The sequence below is a fragment of the Psychrobacter urativorans genome (assembly GCF_904846675.1).
GTDB classification, from domain to species: Bacteria; Pseudomonadota; Gammaproteobacteria; order Pseudomonadales; family Moraxellaceae; genus Psychrobacter; species Psychrobacter urativorans_B.
Map to the genome: position 1 here is coordinate 166282 of NZ_CAJHBT010000001.1, position 22939 is coordinate 189220.

Sequence of the window (22939 nt, forward strand, 5' to 3'; positions counted from 1 at the left end):
AATTTTTAAACAAGCCAAATGCAAACCGGATAGTTAGTATATTAACTAAATAGTGTGCGCCTGTTTATCGTTTATTTATAGTGATAAATAACGGTTAGATTTACTTAGATCGTTGCACGTGGTGCCATAAGATTTGCAGAATAGCTGAGACTAAATATTTGAGTTATTAGATTACTGGGATTGCAAGTATCATAAGGCTAAAAAGCTTGTATCAGCGATTGCCAATACAAGCTTATGAACTTATAGGTCTAATAATAGCATTGCTGGATCTTCAACCAACTCTTTGATAGTGACTAAGAACTGAACCGCTTCTTTACCATCAATCATGCGATGATCGTAAGATAGCGCCAGATACATCATGGGTAAGATTTCAACTTTACCATCGACTGCCATTGGGCGATCATTGATAGCGTGCATACCTAGAATTGCCGTTTGTGGTGGGTTCAAGATAGGTGTTGACATTAATGAGCCGAATACACCGCCATTTGAAATCGTAAACGTACCGCCAATCATGTCATCGAGACCAAGTTTGCCTTTTTGGGCCTGACCACCAAGCTCACGAATTTTACTTTCAACTTCCGCCATGCTCATTTGGTCAGTATCACGTAATACAGGTACTACTAAGCCACGATCTGACGATACAGCAACACCAATATCATAGTAACCATGATAGACGATATCATCGCCATCTAATGACGCATTAACTGCTGGGAAGCGTTTGAGTGCTTCAGTTGCGGCGCGGATGAATAATGACATAAAGCCTAGACGTACACCATGACGTTGCTCAAAACGCTCTTTGTATTGGGCGCGTAGATCCATCAATGGCTTCATGTTAACTTCGTTAAAAGTAGTCAGCATAGCCGTATCTTGCGACGCTGATAACAAGCGTTCAGCAACACGCTTACGCAAGCGAGTCATTGGCACACGTTTTTCGCTACGCTCGCCGGTTGACTCAGCAACGGGACTACCATTGTCAGTAGTGATACTACTGTCAGCTTTTAAGGTTGGGCTTGCCATATCCGTCTTAGTCACACGACCACCGCGGCCACTACCTTCGACATTTTTAGGATCTACGCCATCTTCTTTGGCTGCTTTACGAACTGCTGGGCTTTGATCTTTATGATCTGCTTCAACGCTGTCTTTTTTATCAGTAACTTGTACTGGTTCACCGCCATCGGTAGCTTGTTTTTCTTGAACAGGTGCAGCAGGCTGGTTTGGATCTACAGCAGGAGCAGCACTGGCACTAGCGCCGGATTCAAATTCTGCGATAAGATCTGCAGATTCAACTGTATCATCAACTTGCTTAACAATTTTGGTGACGACGCCATTATCAGGCGCGACTACTTCTAGTACCACTTTATCAGTTTCGATTTCAGCTAATAAGTCATCACGATTAACTTGTTGGCCTTCAGTGACATGCCATTCAACGATTGTACCGTCGGCAACCGATTCTGGAAAAACGGGGGCTTTAATCTCAGCCATCGATATACTCCTTAGATTTATGTATTACTATTTATTATTAAGTCGTGATGAGCAATCAGTATTTATCATACGCCACATCATTAATAATACCGCTTGATGAATAGTTTGATAGGCCTGATTGCCATCGCCTGATTGATATAACTTGTTCTAATAGCTTTTATATCGGTAATCATCGTATAGATAAGTTATTTAGCTATCTCATCGACACTAATACCAAGACCACCGGCAATTAATGCTTGTTGCTGCTGCAGATGCAGTTTTGCAGACCCTGTCGCAGGTGCAGCACTAGCAGGACGCGCGATTGGATCTAATACTTTTGCTTTCGTTGCATGAGGCACTACAATACGATACATATCTGGTGCTAAATAATACCAAGCGCCTTGATTTAGCGGCTCTTCTTGCGTCCAGACAATCTCAGTTAAGTTGCTGTATTTATCAATCTCAGCGATTAAACGTTCTCCTGGAAGCGGATACAGCTGCTCAATTCGCACGATAGCAACATGATCTAGACCTAACGCGCGGCGCTGTTCAAGTAAGTCATAGTAAACCTTGCCACCACACAATACTAAGCGTGTGACCTTATCCGCATTTTGCTGATCTATCTCTGGCAATATCGTCTCAAACTTGCCATTGGCCAGCTCTTCTAACTGTGAAGTTGCAAGCTTATGACGCAGCAAGCTCTTCGGTGACATAACAATTAACGGCTTACGAATTGGGCGCACTGCTTGACGACGTAACGCATGGTATATCTGCGCCGGCGTAGTCGGGGTGATGACCTGCATATTATCTTCTGCACACAGTTGCAAGAAACGTTCAAGACGCGCTGAAGAATGCTCAGGACCTTGACCTTCAAAGCCGTGTGGCAATAGCATGGTTAAGCCACAAACGCGCTGCCACTTGGTCTCGCCACTAGCGATAAACTGATCGATAACGACCTGTGCGCCGTTGACGAAATCACCAAATTGCGCTTCCCAAATTATTAAGGCATTCGGAACTGTGGTTGAATAACCATATTCAAAAGCCAGCACTGCTTCTTCTGATAACAATGAATTATAAGTAGCAAAGCGCGCTTGCGACTCGCTCATATGAGCCAACGGCACATACATGCTACCGTCATTAATATTATATAGCTCGCTATGGCGATGGGCAAAGGTACCACGACCAACGTCTTCACCCGTGATACGGACTAATGTGTTGTCATTATCCACTAAGGTCGCGTAGGCTAAAGTCTCAGCCGCACCCCAGTTCAATGGCTCTTCGCCTGTTTGCATCGCTAGGCGCTGCTCAACGACTTTTTGTACTTGGCGCTGTAGCTTATAGCCTTCTGGCATCTCTGCCATGCGACGACCATAGCCTTTAAGGATTTCAATATCGACGCTGGTATCCCAATCGTCAACTAGATCGTGACCTAAATAAGGTGTCCAATCAACGAACGTCTCAGTATTAGGCTCAAGAACTAAAGAATTCACTACATACTCGCCGCGATCGAGGGATTCACGATATTCATCTTCGTATTTTGTTTCATCATCACTATTAATAACACCATCGGCAATGAGCTTTTGCGCATAAATTGCACGGGTCGTTGGTAGCTTTTTGATGACAGCATACATAAGTGGCTGAGTGGCTGACGGCTCATCGGCTTCGTTATGACCGTTACGGCGATAGCAGAATAAGTCAATAATGATATCTTTACCAAATTCATGACGGTAATCCAGCGCTAGCTGCGCGGCAAACACCACTGATTCAGGGTCATCGCCATTCACGTGTAGGATAGGTGCATGTACCATTTTTGCAACGTCAGTACAGTATTCGGTCGAACGAGCATCTTCTTGACGGCTGGTGGTAAAGCCTACTTGGTTGTTAATGATGATATGTAGCGTGCCGCCCGTGGTATAAGCACGAGTTTGTGACATCTGGAAAGTTTCTTGTACGACGCCTTGGGCTGCAAATGCCGCATCGCCATGAACAACGATAGGCAATACTAAGTTACCATCTGTATCATTATGGCGAACTTGGCGGGCGCGTACTGAGCCTTCTAACACAGGTGATACGATTTCAAGATGTGAGGGGTTAAAGGCCAATGCCAAATGCGCCTCACCGCCTTCGGTCATGACGTTAGAAGAATAGCCGTTGTGATATTTAACGTCGCCTGAGCCTTTTTCCGGCTGCACTTTACCGTCAAATTCATCAAACAGATCAGCTGGGTTTTTACCTAAAACGTTAACCAACAGGTTCAAACGTCCACGGTGAGCCATACCAATGACCATTTCTTTTGTACCATAACCGCCAGCACGTTGGATGATTTCATTGACTGCAGGAATGAAGCTCTCACCGCCTTCTAAGCCGAAACGCTTCACGCCGGTGTATTTACGGGCTAAATACTTCTCAAGGCCTTCAGCAGCAGTCAAACGTTCGAGAATAGACAAACGTTTTTCTTTATCGAATTTGATGTGGCCTAAATTGCTCTCAAGGTATTTTTCCATCCAGCGCTTCTCAACACTGGTAGTCACATGCATATATTCTACACCGATATAACGGCAATAGACGCGCTCCATGATTTCGATAATCTCACATAGCGGTGCTTCAGACTTACCAATGCTTAAATCGTTAGTAGGATATACAGTATCAAGGTCAGCTTCTGATAGGCCATGATAGGCTAAAGTCAGATCTTCAACCTCTGCACGCGGATCCAGCTCTAAAGGATCGAGCTGGGCACGGCGATGACCACGGCGACGATAAGCAGAAATAAGCTGTTGTACGCTCATTTGCTTAGGGTCGATGCAGTTCGCTGCATTAGCAGCGGCTGAATTGCTAGTGGTACCAGTAAAGGCAGTGCCACCTTTATTAGCCGTTTGATTGCGTGCAAGCAATAAAAATTGGTCTTGAATCGCGTTATGCTTAGCATCATTAGGAGATTGGTACTGTTTGAAATAATCCTGCCAATCGGTGTCGACGCTGTCAGGGTCGCCTAAGTATTGCTCATAAAGGGATTCGATATAATGGGCGTTGTCAGCGGCGAGTTCAGTATGTCCTACGTCGGCTGATTTTTTAGTTATACTATTCATAATAATCGTCTATTTGATAGATAAATGAATGGAATCGTGCTTATTGTTGTGTGATCCGTTGTATGCTGGGCGCTTAGACAAATTGGTGTATAACATGGAGTACTGTCTGCTAGGAATTCGATTGCTGATGGTGACTATTGCTGACCATAACGCTGTTTTATTACTTTCAAACTTTATAATATTTGAGTTTATCTTTATAAGGTTTGAGATTATAAAGCTTCATAATGTTATAAGCTTTAGGAATATCATATAGATAAATGGCAAGCTGTCACATTAAGAACGTACTCATAGTCATTATTATTTGCGAACGTCCGGTCTTGTTTCCTGCCTCGTTCCACAAAATTAATTTATATATACTGACATCAGCTATAACCAATATACTAATAGTACTGCTTTACAATAAGAGCGTTAACTACTGATTAGTTAATTTATCCGGTTGTGTCATCCAGCTAGCCGACAGATCAGCTATTCCTGCTGCAAAAGTCTTTCCTTGACTGATAAACGCTATTGTTTTGCCAAACATACATTGCTATCTAGCGTACCATGCATAAAATACCTGACATAGTTTGTTTGTACAATACTGGATATTTACGTAATAAATAGCCATTATTATTCAAATTTTCACTATGTTTTTACCATTTATTACAGCGGTACCAGTCTCAATTCAGACAAACCTAGTCATCGTTAAGAGCAGGTAAATTTTACCATTGCTATGATAGCACCTTTATAACAACATTTTTATCACAAGTTTACAGATATTAGTATTTTTAATGATTTCTTAGCGTTACTGTTGAAGTCATGATAGTGCAAGCTACTCACTGATTCATAACCTATGACGCTGTTACTATGTTATCACCGTCTGCGATGTTGCCGGTTTACTATACCGGCAGACTGTATAAAAAATATGATTACTTACATGCGACCAACGCGACGCTCCTATAGACTCACATAGAGTTAGATCACTGTTACGATTGGATGAATTATTGACTGCTCTATTGGCTATTTTGTTGACCATAAAAAACACCGCCAGATTATCGGACGGTGTTTTTTATGGTCAACTTTAAATAAAACATGTAATCAGAAGTATTAACCAGCTTGGTCAAGCAACATATTACGTAAGTTGCCAATTGCTTTTGTTGGGTTAAGACCTTTTGGACATACCGCTACACAGTTCATGATACCGCGGCAACGAAATAAGCTGAACGGATCGTCTAAGCGTGCTAGACGCGCTTGAGTATCCGTATCTCGGCTATCCATTACAAAGCGATTGGCGTTCAATAATGCTGCTGGACCCAAGAACTTATCAGGATTCCACCAAAATGACGGGCAGCTGGTTGAACAGCAGGCGCATAGGATGCACTCATACAGACCGTTCATCTTTTCACGCTGCTCAGGTGTCTGCAAACGCTCAGTTGGCGGCGCGGGCTGGTCATTGAGTAAGTACGGATGTACCTTTTCATATTGCTCATAGAATTGGTTCATATCGACAACCAAATCACGAACAACAGGCAGGCCTGGTAGTGGACGAACAGTAATATTTTCCGGCAAGGTATTCATGTTAATGAGACATGCCAGGCCATTTTTACCATTAATGTTCATACCATCAGAGCCACAGATGCCTTCACGGCACGAGCGACGGAAAGTGATGGTTTCATCTTGCGTTTTTAAGCGTAATAACACGTCAAGCAACATGCGATCTGAATCAAGTAGCTCGATCGTATAAGTTTGCATACGCGGCGCTGCATCCTGATCAGGATCGTAGCGATAAATTTCGATGGTGCGAGTACCACGGCTCATAAGCTAAACTCCACACATAGATGATGGCCGGCAGACAAAGAATATCTTATATCAGCACTAAAGCAAATTTCGTTATCGCTATAGTGCTGATATGACATTGTCGCTGGCGGTCACCTTTTATTAAAAAAATAAAGGATAAAACGTTTAAGCTATTCGTGCACATAAGACACACGATTGCTTACTAATGATTGCTCTTATTAGTAGACGCGGACTTTGGGCTCAATATAATCTACAGTCAGTGGGATTTTGCGCACTGGCTTATAAACGATTTTGTTACCTTCAGAATACCACAAGGTATGCTTCATCCAGTCGTGATCGTTACGGCCGTTTGGTGCATAGTCATCATCTTCTGGACGATCATAGTCCGCTACACTGTGCGCGCCGCGACTTTCATGACGATGAGCTGCCGATACCATAGTCGCTTTCGCTACCTCATAAAGGTTTGCCACTTCAAAGGCTTCAATACGTGCGGTATTGAATACTTGTGATTTATCAGCCAGATGAATTTGGTCGATTTTTTCGCCCAGGGCTAAGATTTTTGCGACACCTTCGTCCATCATAGCTTGAGTACGGAATACGCTGGCATGCAGTTGCATGGTCGTACGAATCTCATCAGCCACTTCTTGGGCATTATAGCCTTCAGTAGACTGTTGCAACTTATCTAAGCGTTTAACAGTAAAATCGAGCACGTGCGTATCAAGTGGCTTATAAGTATGGTCAGCATGATGATATTCATCAACGATATGTTTGCCCGCTGCACGGCCAAAGACTACCAAGTCAAGCAAGGAGTTAGTACCCAAACGGTTCGCACCGTGGACACTGACGCATGCACATTCACCAATCGCGTAAAGACCTTTAACCACATTGCCTTTTTGATATAAGCCGTCATCATCCGCACCCGCTTCTAGATCAGGGGTAATCACTTGACCATGAATGGTGGTAGGAATACCGCCCATCATATAGTGAATGGTTGGAATAACCGGAATAGGCTCTTTCGTGATATCAATGTTTGCAAAGTTTTTGCCAATCTCAAATACTGATGGCAAACGCTTCATAATCGTTTCAACACCTAAGTGAGTCATATCCATAACGATGTAATCGCCATTAGGACCACAACCACGACCTTCTTTGATTTCTTGGTCCATGGAACGCGATACTAAATCACGTGGTGCTAGATCTTTTACGGTTGGCGCATAACGCTCCATAAAGGCTTCACCATCTTTATTACGTAAGATTGCACCTTCACCGCGGCAACCTTCAGTCAATAGCACGCCAGCACCTGCCACACCTGTTGGGTGGAACTGCCAGAATTCCATGTCTTGTAATGGGATACCTGCACGAACGGCCATGCCAATGCCGTCGCCGGTATTAATATAAGCGTTGGTAGAAGCTGCAAAGATACGACCTGCACCGCCCGTTGCTAATACGGTAATGGGAGACTGGAATACCGCAACCGTACCCGTTTCTTGCTCAATAGCGATAACGCCATTGATATTGCCGGCTTCGTCTTTGATTAAATCAAGTGCAATCCACTCGATGAAAAACTGAGTGCCTTGCTCTAAATTCTTTTGATATAAGGTATGTAATAATGCATGACCTGTACGGTCAGCTGCAGCGCAAGCGCGTTGTACAGCTTTTTCGCCATAGTTTGACGTATGACCACCGAACGGACGCTGATAAATCGTGCCATCCTCGTTACGGTCAAACGGCATGCCCATATGCTCAAGCTCATACACCACTTTTGGTGCTTCGCGGCACATGTACTCAATAGCATCTTGGTCACCCAACCAATCTGACCCTTTGACGGTGTCATAAAAGTGAAAATGCCAGTTATCGTTACTCATGTTACCGAGACTTGCACCGATACCACCTTGAGCGGCAACGGTGTGCGAACGAGTTGGGAATACTTTGGTAATTACCGCAACATTCATGCCCGCTTCAGCCAAATGTAGGGAAGCACGCATACCTGACCCACCACCACCAACGATGACTGCGTCATAGTTGAGGGTTTTGATGTTGCTAATGGTATTATCTTGTCTTGTTGCCATTACGGTTTTCCTAATGCCTGTTGATGCTTGCGAAGTAAATACAAAGATTGTCTAATAAGCTACTATATCTAAACTGCTGGATCTACATTATTAGGCATCTCGCCTATTCAGTTATCGTATGAATGACTTAAACAATCCTCAACCACTTACTAAAATTTGCATATTCATCGTTATGTAGGGCATAGCCCGTTACTTTATAAATAAGCTTGCACAACATAAACTTATGAATTTTATATGGCTATCAACGGACTGCTTTTAAACACATTAAAAGTAAGTAAAGCTGACTGAACAGTCCGTCATTGTTTATGAGCCATAAGGTTTAGAAGTTAGACAGCAACGACACCAAAGCCATTACCCCAGAAAATCATGATGCCCCAGAATAGAAAAACTAAAATGGCAATAATCATTAAGGACTGTAAGACCAAACGTAAGCCTGCAGCGCTTGAACCCATTTGACTAGTGGTAATGTAATCGGTAAATACCGTCCACATCCCAACCCAAGCATGGCCCGCAAGCGCAATAATAGCCACTAAGCTAAATAAACGCATTGGCAAACTGGTCATAAAGTTTGACCATTCATAAAAGTCTACATTACCGTGTGTTAAAAAGAAGCCAAGTAGCACAATGCTGTAGACCGCTAAGACCACTGCACTGATACGCTGAACCACCCAATCACGTGAGCCTGATCCTGTTAGACCGGTGGCGCTTTTGATTCCTGAATCATTTTTAATCATTAGAACATCACCCATATAAATGACGCGACAATTAAGATCGCTGCAATCACGAAGCTGACTACGGTCACCATACGTGCAGATTTCAGCTCTTCGTTACTGCCATTATCAGCAAATAAATGCTTGATACCCATCACAAAGTGATAGGCAATAAAGGCGACGAATACCCACGCTAAAAAGCGGATAAAGATGTTATCGAACACGGTTTCAAAGCTCTCAGGTGATGCCAAAGAGGTTTGTAGTATCCAAAGCATGACAGGAATAAGTAAAAATAACATAATGCCAGAGATACGATGCAGAATTGATGCAATCGCGATCGGTGAGCTGTTAACGCTAATCACTTGGCTCAATGGCAGATTAATGGGTCGGTTGCTTTTCACAGCGGGCATCCTTTTGCGGTTATACTCGGGTATCTGCTAGTAACACTTATTGGCAAGGTTCTACCTTAAAGCATGGGGCAATACACGAGACGAATAAAGTAAGGAAGAGCTAGCTGACCTTGCTAATTTCGTGCGAATTAATAGTTCTAAATGGCGAGCCATTTAGCCAGTGCTCATTCAATAAGGGTGTTTATTCACTACTTGTTATCGATAATGTTACTGATAAAATAAACACTGCAATCAAGTCTTAGTTGAATACATTAGCTATTCTATTGTTAATAAGTCAGTTCCAATGAGTTGCTTAACGCAAAAAAAATAACACATCTCAGTTATCTTTTATTAAGAATAACTACACAACTGCCACTATAAAAATAGAACAAATAACGGTAACATTCAAGCCATAAACTATTGTAATACTTATAAAATACGGAAACAATCGTAACAAAACATGAGGTCATATTCTGTTGCCAAATAAATCCTGTTATTAATTAACCGATATGAGCACTTTCAATTTGCAAAAAATTAACAGCCGTCAATAAGGTCAATTATAAAATGGCTGCCTGCTAATTACAAATTTATCCCCTAAATAGTGAATATATGGCTAACGTCAACAAAAATTCTACCTAGCGCGACTTTTGCTGCAAATTTATTAGCGCTAATTTAGCGCTGACGACCGTTATAGCATTTCGCTGTTAAGCATACCCTGCCTATTTTTGCCAGATTTCTTATGAAAAAAGCCACCAAAATTTTGTTAAAAAGAGACAACTTTTATCATAATAAGCATTATTAAATTAGACGCTGAAAATCTTGAAAATAAGACAGAATAACCAAGCAGACATATTTTGATACAAAAATTAAAGTCAATAAGCGCCCTGAAACCACGTAAATGCGAGGGTCTACTACGAAAACTCTTTTCAAATGTTGCAGGTTTACTGGTAATATAACTAGATTATTAGATTAGTTGAATGGGTATTTGTTCATTTAACTAATAATGACGCGACGATATCCGTCGATAGCACCTTTACTCTAAAAAACCAATGGAGAGGAAATTATGGCTAACAATACTATATCTAGTAGTAATGCCACACTAACCGTAGATGGTAAGGAATACCAACTTCCTATTATTGAAGGCACTTTAGGACGCCCCGTTATCGACGTTGCGGCATTACAAGAATCCGGTTACTGGTCTTATGATCCCGGTTTTAAAGTTACGGCCCCTGTCGAGTCAAAAATCACTTTTATTAATGGTGGTAAAGGCGAGCTCTTATATCGCGGCTATCCTATTGATCAATTAGCAGACAACGCAGAATACTTAGAAGCGGCCTACGCTCTTATTCATGGTGATTTACCTACTAGCGACCAGAAAAAAGAATTTTACGAAAAAATTCGTGAGCATTCAGCGGTTCACGATCAACTGCGTAGGTTCTTTGAAGGCTTCCGCCGTGACGCGCATCCAATGGCTATTATGGTTGGTGTCGTTGGTGCCTTGTCAGCCTTCTACCCTGAAAGCGCCGATGCCGTTGATGATCATCATCGTGAAATCACCGCCATTCGCCTAATCGCTAAAATGCCAACGCTTGCTGCGATGAGTTATAAATACTCACAGGGTGAGCCGTTCGTGTACCCACGTAATGACTTTAGTTACGCAGAAAACTTTTTATACATGATGTTTGCAACCCCAGCAGACGTTGATTATAAAGTGAATCCTATCATTGCTAAAGCGATGGATAAGATCTTTACCTTGCATGCGGATCATGAGCAAAATGCTTCAACGTCTACTGTCCGTTTAGCAGGTTCTACTGGCGCTAACCCTTACGCCTGTATCGCAGCCGGTATTGCTGCTCTTTGGGGCCCATCACATGGCGGCGCGAACGAAGCGGTTCTTAAGATGTTAGATGAAATCGGTTCGGTTGAAAACGTTCCTGAATTCATAGAAAAAGTAAAAAGTCGCGAAGTGAAACTGATGGGCTTTGGTCACCGTGTCTATAAAAACTTTGACCCACGTGCGCAAGTATTGAAAGAGACTTCTGATGAAGTCTTAAACGCATTAGGTATCAATGATCCTAAGCTTGAGCTTGCCATGGCACTTGAGAAAATTGCTCTTGAAGACCCATACTTCATCGAGCGTAACTTGTATCCAAACGTTGACTTCTACTCTGGCATTATCTTAAAAGCCATTGGTATTCCAACGTCAATGTTTACCGTAATTTTCTCCTTAGCTCGTAGCTCAGGTTGGATCAGCCATTGGTTAGAGATGCACAGCGCGCCATTCAAAATCGGTCGTCCGCGTCAGTTATATACTGGTGAAACGCAGCGCGATTTCGTTAAAATTGAAGATCGTAAATAATTATTACTAAATCTTTTATCGACATAATTTACTAAAATCAAAAAAAATCCCGCTACTGTGCGGGATTTTTTGTGAGCGTTTACATTGATTGTTTCTTTGATACTGTCTGCTTTAAAAACTATTTTTATTTACCACCGTCACTGAACTCTTTTAGGGTTTGCTCATACTTAGCAATTTGCTCGTCATAGCCTTCGATGGTCTCATTAAACTTACTCATTAAATTCTCAAACTCTTGCTGTTGTGTTTGTTTCATTCGCCGCATATCTAACGACTGCTGCGCTTCAATTTGTTGCCATACTTGATGCTGTATAATGAGACGTGCTAGCGCGGGGCTTTTAATACTCACGCGTTTAGCGATTTCTGCATGTTCAAATAGCTCGGGTACTAAGGCTACAATATTGAGCAGTGTATCAGTCTCTTGTGCGCTCAAAGCTTCTGCTTCGGGCTGATACAGTGTTTGCAGAACTTGCTGATAGCGCTCAATAATTTGCTCCTCAGTTAGCAACTCAGGCTCCCGAGGCTCAAGACTGATGCGTTTTAACACTTCTAAATCACGCTCACCAACTTCAGTGCTGATATTTATTTCGGCATTAGTTTCCGTATCAGCACTGGCTGAGTTATCAATCGTTACGGTATCAGCGGCTACGGTCGGAGTTTGGGTTGTAAATTTGGGGTCGGCATTTGCGTCGCCAGCAGTCGTCGAAGTAACAGGGTTAGTGAGTAATGATACGTTATCTTCATCAGCCGCATCAGCCGCTTCTAGCGATTTATATTCTGCTTGTAAGCGCCGTTGGAGTCCTTGCATTTGGGTGACATATAATGGTTGTAATTGTGCTATACGCGCGGCGGCAGAGTCACTTTGTGGTGCTGGTTTATTAGCAGCAGCCCGTTTTTGCTCCGCAGTCTGTTTACGGGTCTGACTGCTATTGTCTTCTGTTGTTGGGTCAGCTTGCTGCTGGCAAGCGCTAAGTAATAACGCCCCTGTCAACATAGTCGCCAGCAAGGATCTTGTATGCCGTAAATATTTTGGGAATTTTTGGTTAATAATCGCGGCATCGCGTGGGACAGCATCGGGCTTTGGTGTTAAAAAATTAAACATCACGGCACAGTTCCTGTTCTGAAAGCTCAGAATCATTTAAAAGCTAAAAATTAAGACTAAGCATTAAAAGTTTTAGCGGTCGAAGATAATTTATCATAACGGTTATTAAGTGGTCGCTGACAATAAAACTGCAAATGCACTGTCTTTAAATTCGATGTTTATAAACTATACATTAATAGTGTTTTTCGTCTGCAAAAATGGGATACATGCCACCAGTAGCTGACAATCTTGCCCACGCTGATAGCGTACGAAATAATCTTGCACCATCCGCGCTTGCTGCTCGATACCATAATTAAAAAACGGCTTGCCTGCTATTAATACATAGCTATAACGCCTATTAATAAGTGCCCCACGTACGACCTTTAGACCTTGTTGCAACTGCCAAACGTGGGTCAGCTCATGAATCAACCAGCTTTGCTTATTAATAGACTCCTCACTAAAATCTTCCACCCAATCGGCTGGATTAAAATAGATATTACCGTTAGGACTAACGGCATAGTTTTTTAGTACCCACCATGCGGTTTTGAGCTGTACTCTATCAAGCTGAATACTGTCTCCAAATACCGAACGTGCCAGCGCAATCTCTTTAGCGCTAAGCGGTCGTGACTGTTGCGGATAGACTGGACGGCGTCTAAAAAGAGTGAAATAGCGCTTTTTGATTAGAAACCGTTTAATGGTGAGCCTTGGCATGATGGATTAATCCGTGATTGTTTTTGCGATTTATATTTTTAGTATTATCATACTTGTGACTCTATTTAATATAATTGCACTTCTGATATAGCTGCATTATAGATATCAGTTACGCTATAGATAAGGCTTAGGACGCTAAAATATAAGGGACTAGGACATAAGCTGTACACTTACGTGACTTTTTTTAACGCAATTTTGCGTTAGCCTAGCTTAATCTATTATAAGAATTATTTTAAATGAGCTTATTTTTAATATCGAGAAACTTATGCCGCAACCCTTCCATGCCGATACGCCCCTTGCCCAGCGCATACGCCCTGCTAGCCTTGATGCTATTATTGGTCAGGCGCATCTCTTAGCGGAGGGTGCGCCGCTACGACGTTTGGTTGAGCAAGGCCACCTACCTTCTATTATATTACATGGTGAGGCGGGTATTGGCAAAACGACGATTGCGATGCTATTAGCGGATGCGGTTGGACGACCGTTTCATGCGTTGTCCGCTATTAATACTGGCGTTAAACAATTGAGGGAAGTGCTCGATAGTAAAGACTCGTTAAGCTTTGAGTCACCAGTAGTATTTATTGATGAGATTCACCGTTTCAACAAAGCCCAGCAAGATGCGCTATTGGGCGCCGTAGAGTCTGGCGATATTACTTTGATTGGGGCAACCACTGAAAACCCTTCGTTCAGTGTCAACAACGCACTGCTGTCACGTTGCCAAGTCTATCGCTTGCAGCCGCTGACTAGTGATCAAATTGCGGTGGTGCTACAGCGAGCGATTACAGAAGACAGTATTCTTAAAAAACTTACTATTGATTTGCAGGCGCAAAAATTTATCAGTGAATTGGCCCATGGCGATGCACGTAAAGCGCTGAATCTATTAGAGCTTGCCATTCAGACCGCTGATCCAAATCAATCACCCATTATTATCGATGAAGCGTTGATCGGACGAGTGGCACAGACCGCACTGGTACGCTATGACAAAGATGGTGAGCAGCATTATGATATCGTCTCCGCTCTAATAAAATCAGTGCGCGGCTCCGACCCCGATGCGGCCCTTTACTGGATGGCGCGGATGTTAGTTGGCGGTGAGCCAGCAGACTTTATTGCACGGCGCTTGGTACTTTTAGCCAGTGAAGACATCGGTAATGCCAACCCTAATGCGCTGCTACTTGCCGATGCTGCATTGCGTAGTGTGCAATCCATTGGAATGCCGGAGGCGCGTATTATCTTAGGGCAAGTGGTGGTGTACCTGGCTACTAGCGCTAAAAGTAACAGCAGCTACAAGGCTATTAATGCGGCCATGAAATTAGCAGAAAAGGACGCCTCGCCAGTACCGCTACATCTGCGTAATGGCGTGACCAAATTGATGCGTAATGAAGGTTATGGCGTCGGCTACACCTATCCGCATAATTATCCTAACCACTATTACCTACAATCCTATTTGCCAGATAACTTAATAGGCACGCGCTTTTATGAGTTTGCAGACAATCAGCGTGAGCAGCATAGCAAGCAATTTATGGACTGGTTAAAGACTCAAGCGGCCAGCAATGAATAAGCCAGCCTTATCTATCTTAACTCAATCAGATATAACGCCCATCATTAATAGTAGTTATTAGTAGTTATTTATAGTACCGATCACTTAGTACCCATCACTATTTTTCGAATTATTAGACGCGATGGTGTAGGAATGAGGCAGCACAACCGTGCAAAAACCGTTAAAATAACGGGCCGGTTATAATAAGAGTGGTATCAAAGTGAGAGTCTGATGTTATAGCGTAATATGCGTTTAATTCAGTATTAATATTAAATGAGATGTGAACTAATGCCATGTGATAAAGGCCACATTTAAACAAACGATTTACTTTAATTACTGGGCTCTACAGACCATTGCACCCACTACTGTTACAATGGACAGACCCCTTCTTATATATCACTTATTCCCTTCTAATAAATAATAAAATATTGAGACCTACTATGAGTTTAAATACTGTTCCTGAAATCATCGACGACATTCGTGCCGGCAAAATGGTCATTCTAATGGATGATGAAGATCGCGAAAATGAAGGCGATATCATCATGGCGGCAACCCATGTGCGCCCCGAAGACATTAACTTTATGATTACCCACGCGCGCGGGTTAGTCTGCTTAACATTATCCGAAGCACGCTGCCAACAGCTGGCGTTGCCACTGATGTCTGATCATAACGAAGCTAAATTTAGTACCAACTTTACAGTCTCCATCGAAGCCGCTGAAGGCGTAACCACTGGTATCTCAGCGGCAGATCGCGCTCGTACCGTTCAAGCGGCGGTCGCATCATCTGCGAAACCTGCAGATATCGTGCAGCCGGGCCATATCTTCCCCATTATGGCAAAAAATGGTGGCGTATTACACCGTGCCGGACACACCGAAGCAGGTTGTGACTTAGCCCGCCTTGCGGGTCTTGAGCCAGCAGCGGTCATTGTTGAGGTTATCAATGCCGATGGCACCATGGCGCGCCGTGATGACCTCGAGATATTTGCAAAAGAGCACGGTATTAAAATAGGTACTATCGCTGATTTAATTAACTACCGTATTGCCAATGAACAAACGGTTGAAGAAGTAGAATCTCGTCCTTTTGAAACTGAACACGGTACTTTCACTTTGTACCGTTTTCGCGAGTATGGCGCAGATGAGACCCATTTAGCGTTAGTCAAAGGCGATGTTAGCGCGGGCGTCAGTACCGTCCGTGTGCACGGATTTCATCCATTACGTGATCTGTTTGCCGCTAAAAACGTCACCACTGGACGTAGCAATTGGAGCGTGCAGTCTGCCCTAGAAGAAATCAACGACTCAGAACGTGGCGTGTTGGTTTGGATTGGAAATCACCAACCGATTGATTTAGGGCAAGCTTTAGATAAAGCCGCAGACAATGATGAGTCACTCTCCACCATTACTCAGCAGCCCTATCGCAGCATTGGCGTCGGCGCGCAGATTTTACGGCATTTAGGCGTACGCGATATGCGTCTATTGTCCTCGCCAATGAAATTTTACGCCTTATCAGGCTTCGACTTAAACGTCGTAGAATTTGTTCATTCCCCTAAGGAAAAATAGTGCTATCTAAGTAATTGGGCTACTTTTCTAAAAGCGACCCATTAATTTATAAAAGCCGATAAAAAAGGCGCCCTAACATTAATTAGCGTGCCTTTTTTATCGGCTTTTATATTTGATTTATCATCCAAAACTAAATAAGTTAAATAACGAAAACATTTAGAGTTCAGGGGTATGCCCGACCTTTTCTTCTAATTCCAGCAGGCGAGCACGCTCATCTTCTGTCCACGGAAGTTTATCTTTGCCATCGCTATCTAAACGCACGACAACAGCTTCGGCAGTCGCTACTAGCTCTTGCTGCGCGCAGCTATAATAACTGTATTCCATCACTATGCTGGTGGTACCCAAGCGCTGACAGCGTACCCCCAATAATAAAGTATCGGGATAGGTCACTGGACGCAGATACTGACAGCTAGACTGCGCCAGTACGGTTACCATACTGCCATCGAACATACCCAGCGCCTGTAAATAGGCGATACGCGCGGACTCAGCATAACGATAATAGACCACATTATTCAGATGGCTAAAGGCATCCATCTCGCCCCAATGAATAGGCTGGTTATGAATCACTGGATAATGCGCCAATGCATCGGGAGCTTCAGGGCTGTCTGTAGCTGACATGGATGCGATTGGGTCTAAGCTGTTTTTATTATCGGTCATAAGTTTCCTACCTGATTGATTATTATGTTTTTATAATATTCTTTATTTTTCATACTAAATTTTTGGCTGATCCAAAATCTGCGTGGTCAATAATGGCGTAAGGATTGGGGTACTAGCAATCAGCTTATCTAACCATGTAATCACTTCTGGAACATTCTCTGGCGCTTCCATGGTTGCGATCTTGTTTTGCTTAGTAGTTACAGCTGCCGTGTCTGATGGTTTAGACGGTACTGGTGTCTTATTTTTCAGTATAGTAGCCGAACCTGTTATTAGCGTTTGTAGCTGATTTCGTGCTTGGCGTAAATAGCTGGTCAACTGGTCTTGCTCACGCATATTGCTGGCTTGGCTGGCTAAATTCAGAATCATAATGACTTCATGGATGGTCAGCTGGCGGCGGGTTAGTGCCGTATTACTGCTACCTATACGATCATGGCTGTGCAAAAACTCTTGGATATTTTGGATAGCGATATTTTGTAGTTGCCAAGGACTAGGCTGAGCACTCTGCGCTTGCAGACGTTCAATATCTTCGGCCAAGCTTTGTTTAATCACAATAGTCAGCGCAGGAGCAATCTCATTATTACTTTGTGACAGCTGCCACTGTAAGCCGCGTAATAAATCAATCGCTGCCTTATAATCATTATCAACCAGTAATCTATCCGCCGCTTTATTTTGAATCCGTAATAAATCCAGCTGGTTTTGCGCTTGGCTACTAATCTCTGTACTCGGCTGCGGAACTGACTGCTGACTGATGGCAAAAAGACGATCATCCATCTCATTAAGCCGCGTAACGACTTGCTCATTGCTCTTCAAACGCTCATTAACTTGATTTTGAAAGCGCTGCTGACTGACATATAGCAATAATAATGCGGCAATAAGCAGTACAATAAGTATCCACTGCAAACGCATTAATAAAATACTGGCTTGCCGGCGCTGCTGTCCCGCAGTGGGTGCAGTAGATGACGGCTTAGATTCGGTTGACATAAAGCAGCACCGTTATTAATAGATTGAAATATAGTTAAAAATGAACTATTGCTAACATTTATGGTTGCATTGTTAGTCGTTTTTTGGCTTCATTATTAAACCTTTATAGCTTGATTAAATCGTCGCTCGACTGAATCGCCGCTAAAATCGTTTCGGGTGCAAGGTCTTCTACTCGCCAATAGCTAAGCTGCTGGTCCGCAACCATATCAGCCAAACGTGCACCCAATACCACGTAACTAAAATCTGCTAGCGTAAGTGGTACGCCAGCTTTTGAATTTAGATTTGAATTTGACTCAAAAGAATGCGCTTGCTTAACCACGATTTGCCAATGCTCAAAGGCTGTGCCGCTGCTGATGACTACGATAGGTTTTGGTTGTTGAAGCTGCGACAATTGTAGTTTAGATGCCATATTAAATTGCTGTCGCCACTGCTGATATCGCGCTCTTGCTGCCTCTGGCATGGTACGTTCATACCAAGCGATGCTATCAATATGTACACCGCGTGCCTGTAGGGTATCGACCAATAGCCGCCGACCACCAAGACCGCGCCATACCAGCAGTTTATCACCTACTTGTAGACTTTCAATTTCAGGCATAGCCAGCATACCTTCATTATTAGCAATAGTAGGCTGCAGCACGTCATAGAAGTTGGTCGATAGCTCAGCATCGTTCAATACCGTAGCGGTCGCCTCACCAACAGCGATTAAGTGACTCGGTGCTTTCGCCGAATCAGCTACTGATTTATTATTAACGTCCTGAGTCTTATTGTCGTTTATAAGCGATTGCCAGACTGCCAACCCTGAAGCCGCCGCCGTCGGACTGACGATAACCAGTGCTTGATAATCACCTGTCAGCCATTGACGCATCAACTGCATATCAGAAGTGCTCACCGCTCGCGGCTGCAGTGCCAACATCGGTATATCAACCACCGTAAACCCTGCCGTTTGTAGATGGCAGGTCAATGGCGCGGCCCGCTCAATAGGACGCGTATTAATAATCACTGGCAACGATAAAGACATAAATATACCACTGTATAAAGCTCATGAAATTAAAGTAATGAAAAACAGTTATCCGTTAATTGCTTATTCTTCAGGATGATAAATCGCTGCTAAAATCGCACCAGCACCATCGGCAAGCAGCATTTTAGCAACGTCAATACCCAACTGATTGGCTTGCACTTCTCGCTCGGCTTGGCTACCACTTAAAGTGATACGTTTTTCAGATTTTAGCAGCTCGCTACCATCCGCCTGACCGACCCGACCGCGTAACCACAACATATTACCCGCGTCATTATTTTCTATATAGTTGTTGTTAGGGGCACTGTTTTCGGTGCTCTCATTGTTAGCATCGGGCTTATGTAATACTGCGTAAGCAGCAATTGGAACTTGGCAACCACCTTCTAAATGGCGATTTAAAGCACGCTCAGCAATTAGACGAATACGCGCTTTATCATCATTCAGCGGCGCTAGTAATGCCAATATCTCAGCATCACCTTCGCGACATTCAATCGCCAATGCGCCTTGCCCAACAGCTGGCAGGCAAGTATCAATATCTAATTCACCGCGAATCCGCTCGTCAAGCTCAATACGCTGTAGACCACTGGTCGCCAAAATAATCGCATCGTACTCGCCTGCATCTAATTTGCCCAAGCGCGTGCCAACGTTACCGCGTAAAGTTTTGATTTGTAGGTCTGGACGATGTGCCTTAATTTGACACTGACGGCGCAGACTTGAAGTGCCAACGACCGCGCCTTGTGGTAGCTCATCGATATTATTATAAGTGTTAGACACAAACGCATCTGTCGGCGAGGCGCGCTTGCAATAGACTCCCAACATTAAGCCCTCAGGCAACTGCATAGGCACATCTTTTAACGAGTGCACGGCAATATCTGCTTGATTATCATATAACGCCTGCTCAAGCTCTTTTACAAACAAACCCTTGCCACCGATTTTTGCTAAGGGAGTGTCCAAAATTTTGTCACCCTTAGTGACAATTTTTAGTAGGTTAATCGTCAACTCTGGGTACAACTCCGACAGACGGTCACGAATGTGTTCAGCTTGCCATAATGCCAATGGGCTTTGGCGAGTAGCGATGTTTAAAGTGGTTAAAGCAGGTTGCGGTATGGTGCTCATAAGTGGCCTCAGTAAGGTTGGTGCTATAGGATTTTGCTATACAGGGACGCAAAAAAACACCCCTATTTAAGCATAAATAAGGGTTTTAAGATATGGGCGGTTTAGTAGACCTTAAGCTTTTGGCTACACACTTTGGATTTTATCCCGTAGCGCTGACAAGTGGCGACGACTAACCGATAAGGTCTCATCAATACCCTTAAAGCACACTTGGTATTGACCAGGATCGATAGTCTCTAAGAAATCCAAATAGCTTAAATTAATAAGGGCATTACGATGAACGCGGAATAGTCGCGCTCCAAATTCTTGTTCTAGCTCTTTTAAGGTCTCATCAATCAGTACAAAGCCGTTTTTATGACGAACTTTGACATACTTTTGATCCGCAGTACAATAATAAATATCTGTCAGCTTTATCAACTCAACACCGCGATGCGTACGCGCAGCTATATGCTCACGAATGGGTCGCGCTGTCGGATCTTCTAGCTTACGAATTTCATTCAGTTGCGCCGCATTGAGGCTTTTCGCTTTGCCTAACGCCTCTAGCAGCTCATCTTTATTGGCAGGCTTCAATAAATAACCAACCGCATTGGCCTTAAAGGCGGCAATCGCATAATGATCATAAGCGGTGACGAAGATAATCGCTGGTGGATGCTCAAGCTCATTCAAGGCAGTAGCACAGCGCACCCCGTCCATCTCCGGCATACGAATATCGAGCAAGATCACATCTGGCTGCTGCGTTTTTACCGCAATAATAGCTTCAGCGCCAGTCGTTGCCTGTGCAACCACCTCATGACCTGACTCTTGCACAATTCTGACCAAACGCTCACGGGCCAATGGCTCATCATCACAAACTACAATCCGCATGTACTTTCCTCTTTGATAGCCTACCGGACAAAATTTATTGGCTTTTATTATGGGTTTTAGTCATACCTATCTTTAAACTATTACCTTAGCGCTATCAAGGTTTTCTTGCGACCTTAGCAGCAAATAAGGCTTATTTTACCCCGCCTTTACGCTTTATTCTTGACCTTGCTTGCTACCTATCCGGCCATTCTATTTGCAACCTTTCTATCTATATAGTACGCCCATTCATGAATGAACAATGCATAATTTGCAGAAAGTTTTTATCAGCTGCAGGTTAATAAAAAAGGGTCGAACACCATGATTAAAGATAACTTAATATAGCTTATATCTAAAAGCTGCAATAACTGTGCCATTATTATAGATAAAAATAGGATATGGTGAGAGCAGCTCGTCAAATGCAGCCTGACAAACAAATAACTATGGGCACAACCTAGGTCAGTGCTAAGTATTAGAACTGTATTGATAAAAAATATTAATCAATAGCGAAATTCACCATAAGACCCATTAAAGACCTACATCTTGTAAGGGATAGTCAATAATTGACACAATCCGTTTGCTGGTGACTGTACTCTGAATATCGGCGCTTTGACCAAAACAAGCTCTAAGACGTTCCGTTTGAATATGAAAGTCCATATGTCGGCGCAGGTCATGAACCACCATAAAAGTTTCGGTTGGCAGCTGCACGGTGACGGTGATGCGGTGCTGTCGCCAAGTGACTTTGATATCAATCACAATCGTTTCGGTGGTCATCTCCACCACATTAAGCAGCATCTTCTCTAACATACTTTGTAGCGTCAACGCGGTGATGACCATATCGTACATCACATCATCGTCCGGTAGCTGCCACGTGACCGCCAGCTTATCCGATAAACGGCTCGACTCAATTGCCAGATAGTGTTCACACAGCGCCACTTCTTCCTCAAACCCAATCTCACGCGTCCCATTAAAACTAGCGCGAAATAGCGCTGAGACGTGCTGCAACAGCTCGGAGGCACGCGGAAGGTTGGTCTCTATTAAAGAGACCAGATTATTAATAGTATTAAAGAAAAAATGCGGAGCAAGGCGGGCTTTCATGATATCGTTTTGTGCGGCAAGCTTGTATTCAAAGGATTTTTTGAGTGCCCTCAACTCACAATGCCGGCGCAAAAAGTATAATAAAAGCACCAACGTAAAGCCGCCGGTAGTCACCACATTAAATAGAGCATTGGAGATAAATGCTGGGCGATCATACTAAAGCCAGCCGATATTAATCATCGTCAGCTTGACGAGGGTCGCGGATACCGCAGCGCTACTCATGAGTAGTAGCACAATACGTATGCTGACAATGAGAAAGCTATCGTGTCTAAAGACCGGACGCAGATAGTCTATAAGGTAAAATGCAGGAATAATAGTAATCGTATTTTGTATGATACGGCTGATAAACTTGATTAAAAACTCTGACCACGTCGCCAAATCATGACGATCAATCACGGTGACAAATAGTGACCAAAAAAAGATATATAACAGCCACTGCCAAGGTTTCATCATTTCCATGAACTTGGGGATAAAAAACTCTAGGCGCTCCGCTAGTAAGGTAACCT

18 protein-coding genes are annotated in these 22939 nt (G+C 43.3%); 3 read left to right on the forward strand and 15 right to left on the reverse strand.

The genetic code is table 11. The annotated features are described in order from the left end of the window. Positions 1 to 240: 240 nt before the first annotated feature. The 6 genes from odhB to sdhC form a co-directional block, all read right to left on the reverse strand. Positions 241 to 1482 carry a 2-oxoglutarate dehydrogenase complex dihydrolipoyllysine-residue succinyltransferase gene (gene odhB / locus JMY06_RS00745; RefSeq protein WP_201615545.1) on the reverse strand — a complete coding sequence of 414 codons (1242 nt, stop codon included), beginning with the start codon at positions 1480 to 1482 and terminating at the stop codon, positions 241 to 243. A 185-nt stretch (positions 1483 to 1667) separates the two neighbouring features. Further along, positions 1668 to 4547, reverse strand: coding sequence for a 2-oxoglutarate dehydrogenase E1 component (locus tag JMY06_RS00750; protein WP_201615546.1), 2880 nt, complete (start codon positions 4545 to 4547; stop codon positions 1668 to 1670). 1086 nt (positions 4548 to 5633) lie between these two features. Then, a complete protein-coding gene (locus tag JMY06_RS00755; RefSeq protein WP_201526157.1) occupies positions 5634 to 6344 on the reverse strand; it encodes a succinate dehydrogenase iron-sulfur subunit in 711 nt (236 codons plus the stop codon). Between the two features lie 197 nt (positions 6345 to 6541). Beyond that, complete coding sequence (gene sdhA / locus JMY06_RS00760) at positions 6542 to 8392, reverse strand: succinate dehydrogenase flavoprotein subunit (RefSeq protein ID WP_201526155.1); 1851 nt, start codon at positions 8390 to 8392, stop codon at positions 6542 to 6544. A 326-nt stretch (positions 8393 to 8718) separates the two neighbouring features. Then, positions 8719 to 9105, reverse strand: a complete 387-nt coding sequence (sdhD, locus tag JMY06_RS00765) for a succinate dehydrogenase, hydrophobic membrane anchor protein (RefSeq protein ID WP_227672103.1) — start codon at positions 9103 to 9105, stop codon at positions 8719 to 8721. A 20-nt stretch (positions 9106 to 9125) separates the two neighbouring features. Beyond that, positions 9126 to 9512, reverse strand: coding sequence for a succinate dehydrogenase, cytochrome b556 subunit (gene sdhC / locus JMY06_RS00770; RefSeq protein ID WP_201526151.1), 387 nt, complete (start codon positions 9510 to 9512; stop codon positions 9126 to 9128). A gap of 1042 nt (positions 9513 to 10554) precedes the next feature. On the opposite strand from sdhC, the gene gltA reads away from it, so the two are divergent. Then, positions 10555 to 11850, forward strand: a complete 1296-nt coding sequence (gene gltA / locus JMY06_RS00775) for a citrate synthase (protein WP_413786874.1) — start codon at positions 10555 to 10557, stop codon at positions 11848 to 11850. A gap of 124 nt (positions 11851 to 11974) precedes the next feature. Here gltA and JMY06_RS00780 read toward each other — a convergent pair whose 3' ends face one another. Both JMY06_RS00780 and JMY06_RS00785 read right to left on the reverse strand, forming a co-directional pair. Beyond that, positions 11975 to 12949, reverse strand: a complete 975-nt coding sequence (locus JMY06_RS00780) for a hypothetical protein (RefSeq protein ID WP_201615637.1) — start codon at positions 12947 to 12949, stop codon at positions 11975 to 11977. Between the two features lie 165 nt (positions 12950 to 13114). Next, positions 13115 to 13639, reverse strand: coding sequence for a type IV secretion protein Rhs (locus tag JMY06_RS00785; protein WP_201615547.1), 525 nt, complete (start codon positions 13637 to 13639; stop codon positions 13115 to 13117). A 265-nt stretch (positions 13640 to 13904) separates the two neighbouring features. Between JMY06_RS00785 and JMY06_RS00790 the strand changes: the two genes are divergently transcribed. Next, the gene (locus tag JMY06_RS00790; protein WP_201615548.1) at positions 13905 to 15194 is read left to right on the forward strand and encodes a replication-associated recombination protein A; all 1290 of its coding nucleotides are present in this window, start codon (positions 13905 to 13907) and stop codon (positions 15192 to 15194) included. Positions 15195 to 15613: 419 nt separating this feature from the next. Continuing rightward, positions 15614 to 16729: a bifunctional 3,4-dihydroxy-2-butanone-4-phosphate synthase/GTP cyclohydrolase II gene (gene ribBA, locus JMY06_RS00795; RefSeq protein WP_201615549.1), complete on the forward strand. Its 1116-nt coding sequence runs from the start codon at positions 15614 to 15616 to the stop codon at positions 16727 to 16729. A gap of 156 nt (positions 16730 to 16885) precedes the next feature. Here the strand turns inward: ribBA and JMY06_RS00800 are convergent, their stop codons facing one another. The 7 genes from JMY06_RS00800 to JMY06_RS11735 all read right to left on the reverse strand — a co-directional run bounded on the left by JMY06_RS00800 (position 16886) and on the right by JMY06_RS11735 (position 22892). After that, complete coding sequence (locus JMY06_RS00800) at positions 16886 to 17347, reverse strand: acyl-CoA thioesterase (RefSeq protein ID WP_201615638.1); 462 nt, start codon at positions 17345 to 17347, stop codon at positions 16886 to 16888. 93 nt (positions 17348 to 17440) lie between these two features. Further along, positions 17441 to 18367 carry a hypothetical protein gene (locus JMY06_RS00805; protein WP_201615550.1) on the reverse strand — a complete coding sequence of 309 codons (927 nt, stop codon included), beginning with the start codon at positions 18365 to 18367 and terminating at the stop codon, positions 17441 to 17443. A 103-nt stretch (positions 18368 to 18470) separates the two neighbouring features. Beyond that, positions 18471 to 19385, reverse strand: coding sequence for a uroporphyrinogen-III synthase (locus JMY06_RS00810; RefSeq protein ID WP_201615551.1), 915 nt, complete (start codon positions 19383 to 19385; stop codon positions 18471 to 18473). A gap of 63 nt (positions 19386 to 19448) precedes the next feature. After that, the gene (hemC, locus tag JMY06_RS00815; protein WP_201615552.1) at positions 19449 to 20498 is read right to left on the reverse strand and encodes a hydroxymethylbilane synthase; all 1050 of its coding nucleotides are present in this window, start codon (positions 20496 to 20498) and stop codon (positions 19449 to 19451) included. A gap of 123 nt (positions 20499 to 20621) precedes the next feature. Further along, the gene (locus tag JMY06_RS00820) at positions 20622 to 21359 is read right to left on the reverse strand and encodes a LytR/AlgR family response regulator transcription factor (RefSeq protein ID WP_201615553.1); all 738 of its coding nucleotides are present in this window, start codon (positions 21357 to 21359) and stop codon (positions 20622 to 20624) included. Between the two features lie 504 nt (positions 21360 to 21863). Beyond that, positions 21864 to 22550: a histidine kinase gene (locus JMY06_RS11730; protein ID WP_227672095.1), complete on the reverse strand. Its 687-nt coding sequence runs from the start codon at positions 22548 to 22550 to the stop codon at positions 21864 to 21866. A 39-nt stretch (positions 22551 to 22589) separates the two neighbouring features. Continuing rightward, positions 22590 to 22892 carry a hypothetical protein gene (locus JMY06_RS11735; RefSeq protein WP_227672096.1) on the reverse strand — a complete coding sequence of 101 codons (303 nt, stop codon included), beginning with the start codon at positions 22890 to 22892 and terminating at the stop codon, positions 22590 to 22592. Positions 22893 to 22939 lie beyond the last annotated feature (47 nt).

Excerpts from the sequence above, each read along its gene's own strand:
- JMY06_RS00810 (WP_201615551.1), bottom strand. The coding sequence starts at position 19,385 with ATGTCTTTATCGTTGCCAGTGATTATTAATACGCGTCCTATTGAGCGG.
- hemC (WP_201615552.1), bottom strand. The coding sequence starts at position 20,498 with ATGAGCACCATACCGCAACCTGCTTTAACCACTTTAAACATCGCTACT.
- JMY06_RS00785 (WP_201615547.1), bottom strand. The coding sequence starts at position 13,639 with ATGCCAAGGCTCACCATTAAACGGTTTCTAATCAAAAAGCGCTATTTC.
- JMY06_RS00750 (WP_201615546.1), bottom strand. The coding sequence starts at position 4,547 with ATGAATAGTATAACTAAAAAATCAGCCGACGTAGGACATACTGAACTC.
- JMY06_RS00755 (WP_201526157.1), bottom strand. The coding sequence starts at position 6,344 with ATGAGCCGTGGTACTCGCACCATCGAAATTTATCGCTACGATCCTGAT.
- sdhA (WP_201526155.1), bottom strand. The coding sequence starts at position 8,392 with ATGGCAACAAGACAAGATAATACCATTAGCAACATCAAAACCCTCAAC.
- JMY06_RS00820 (WP_201615553.1), bottom strand. The coding sequence starts at position 21,359 with ATGCGGATTGTAGTTTGTGATGATGAGCCATTGGCCCGTGAGCGTTTG.
- odhB (WP_201615545.1), bottom strand. The coding sequence starts at position 1,482 with ATGGCTGAGATTAAAGCCCCCGTTTTTCCAGAATCGGTTGCCGACGGT.
- JMY06_RS00790 (WP_201615548.1), top strand. The coding sequence starts at position 13,905 with ATGCCGCAACCCTTCCATGCCGATACGCCCCTTGCCCAGCGCATACGC.
- sdhC (WP_201526151.1), bottom strand. The coding sequence starts at position 9,512 with ATGCCCGCTGTGAAAAGCAACCGACCCATTAATCTGCCATTGAGCCAA.
- JMY06_RS00805 (WP_201615550.1), bottom strand. The coding sequence starts at position 18,367 with ATGTCAACCGAATCTAAGCCGTCATCTACTGCACCCACTGCGGGACAG.
- gltA (WP_413786874.1), top strand. The coding sequence starts at position 10,555 with ATGGCTAACAATACTATATCTAGTAGTAATGCCACACTAACCGTAGAT.
- JMY06_RS00800 (WP_201615638.1), bottom strand. The coding sequence starts at position 17,347 with ATGTCAGCTACAGACAGCCCTGAAGCTCCCGATGCATTGGCGCATTAT.
- ribBA (WP_201615549.1), top strand. The coding sequence starts at position 15,614 with ATGAGTTTAAATACTGTTCCTGAAATCATCGACGACATTCGTGCCGGC.
- JMY06_RS11735 (WP_227672096.1), bottom strand. The coding sequence starts at position 22,892 with ATGGAAATGATGAAACCTTGGCAGTGGCTGTTATATATCTTTTTTTGG.
- JMY06_RS00780 (WP_201615637.1), bottom strand. The coding sequence starts at position 12,949 with ATGTTTAATTTTTTAACACCAAAGCCCGATGCTGTCCCACGCGATGCC.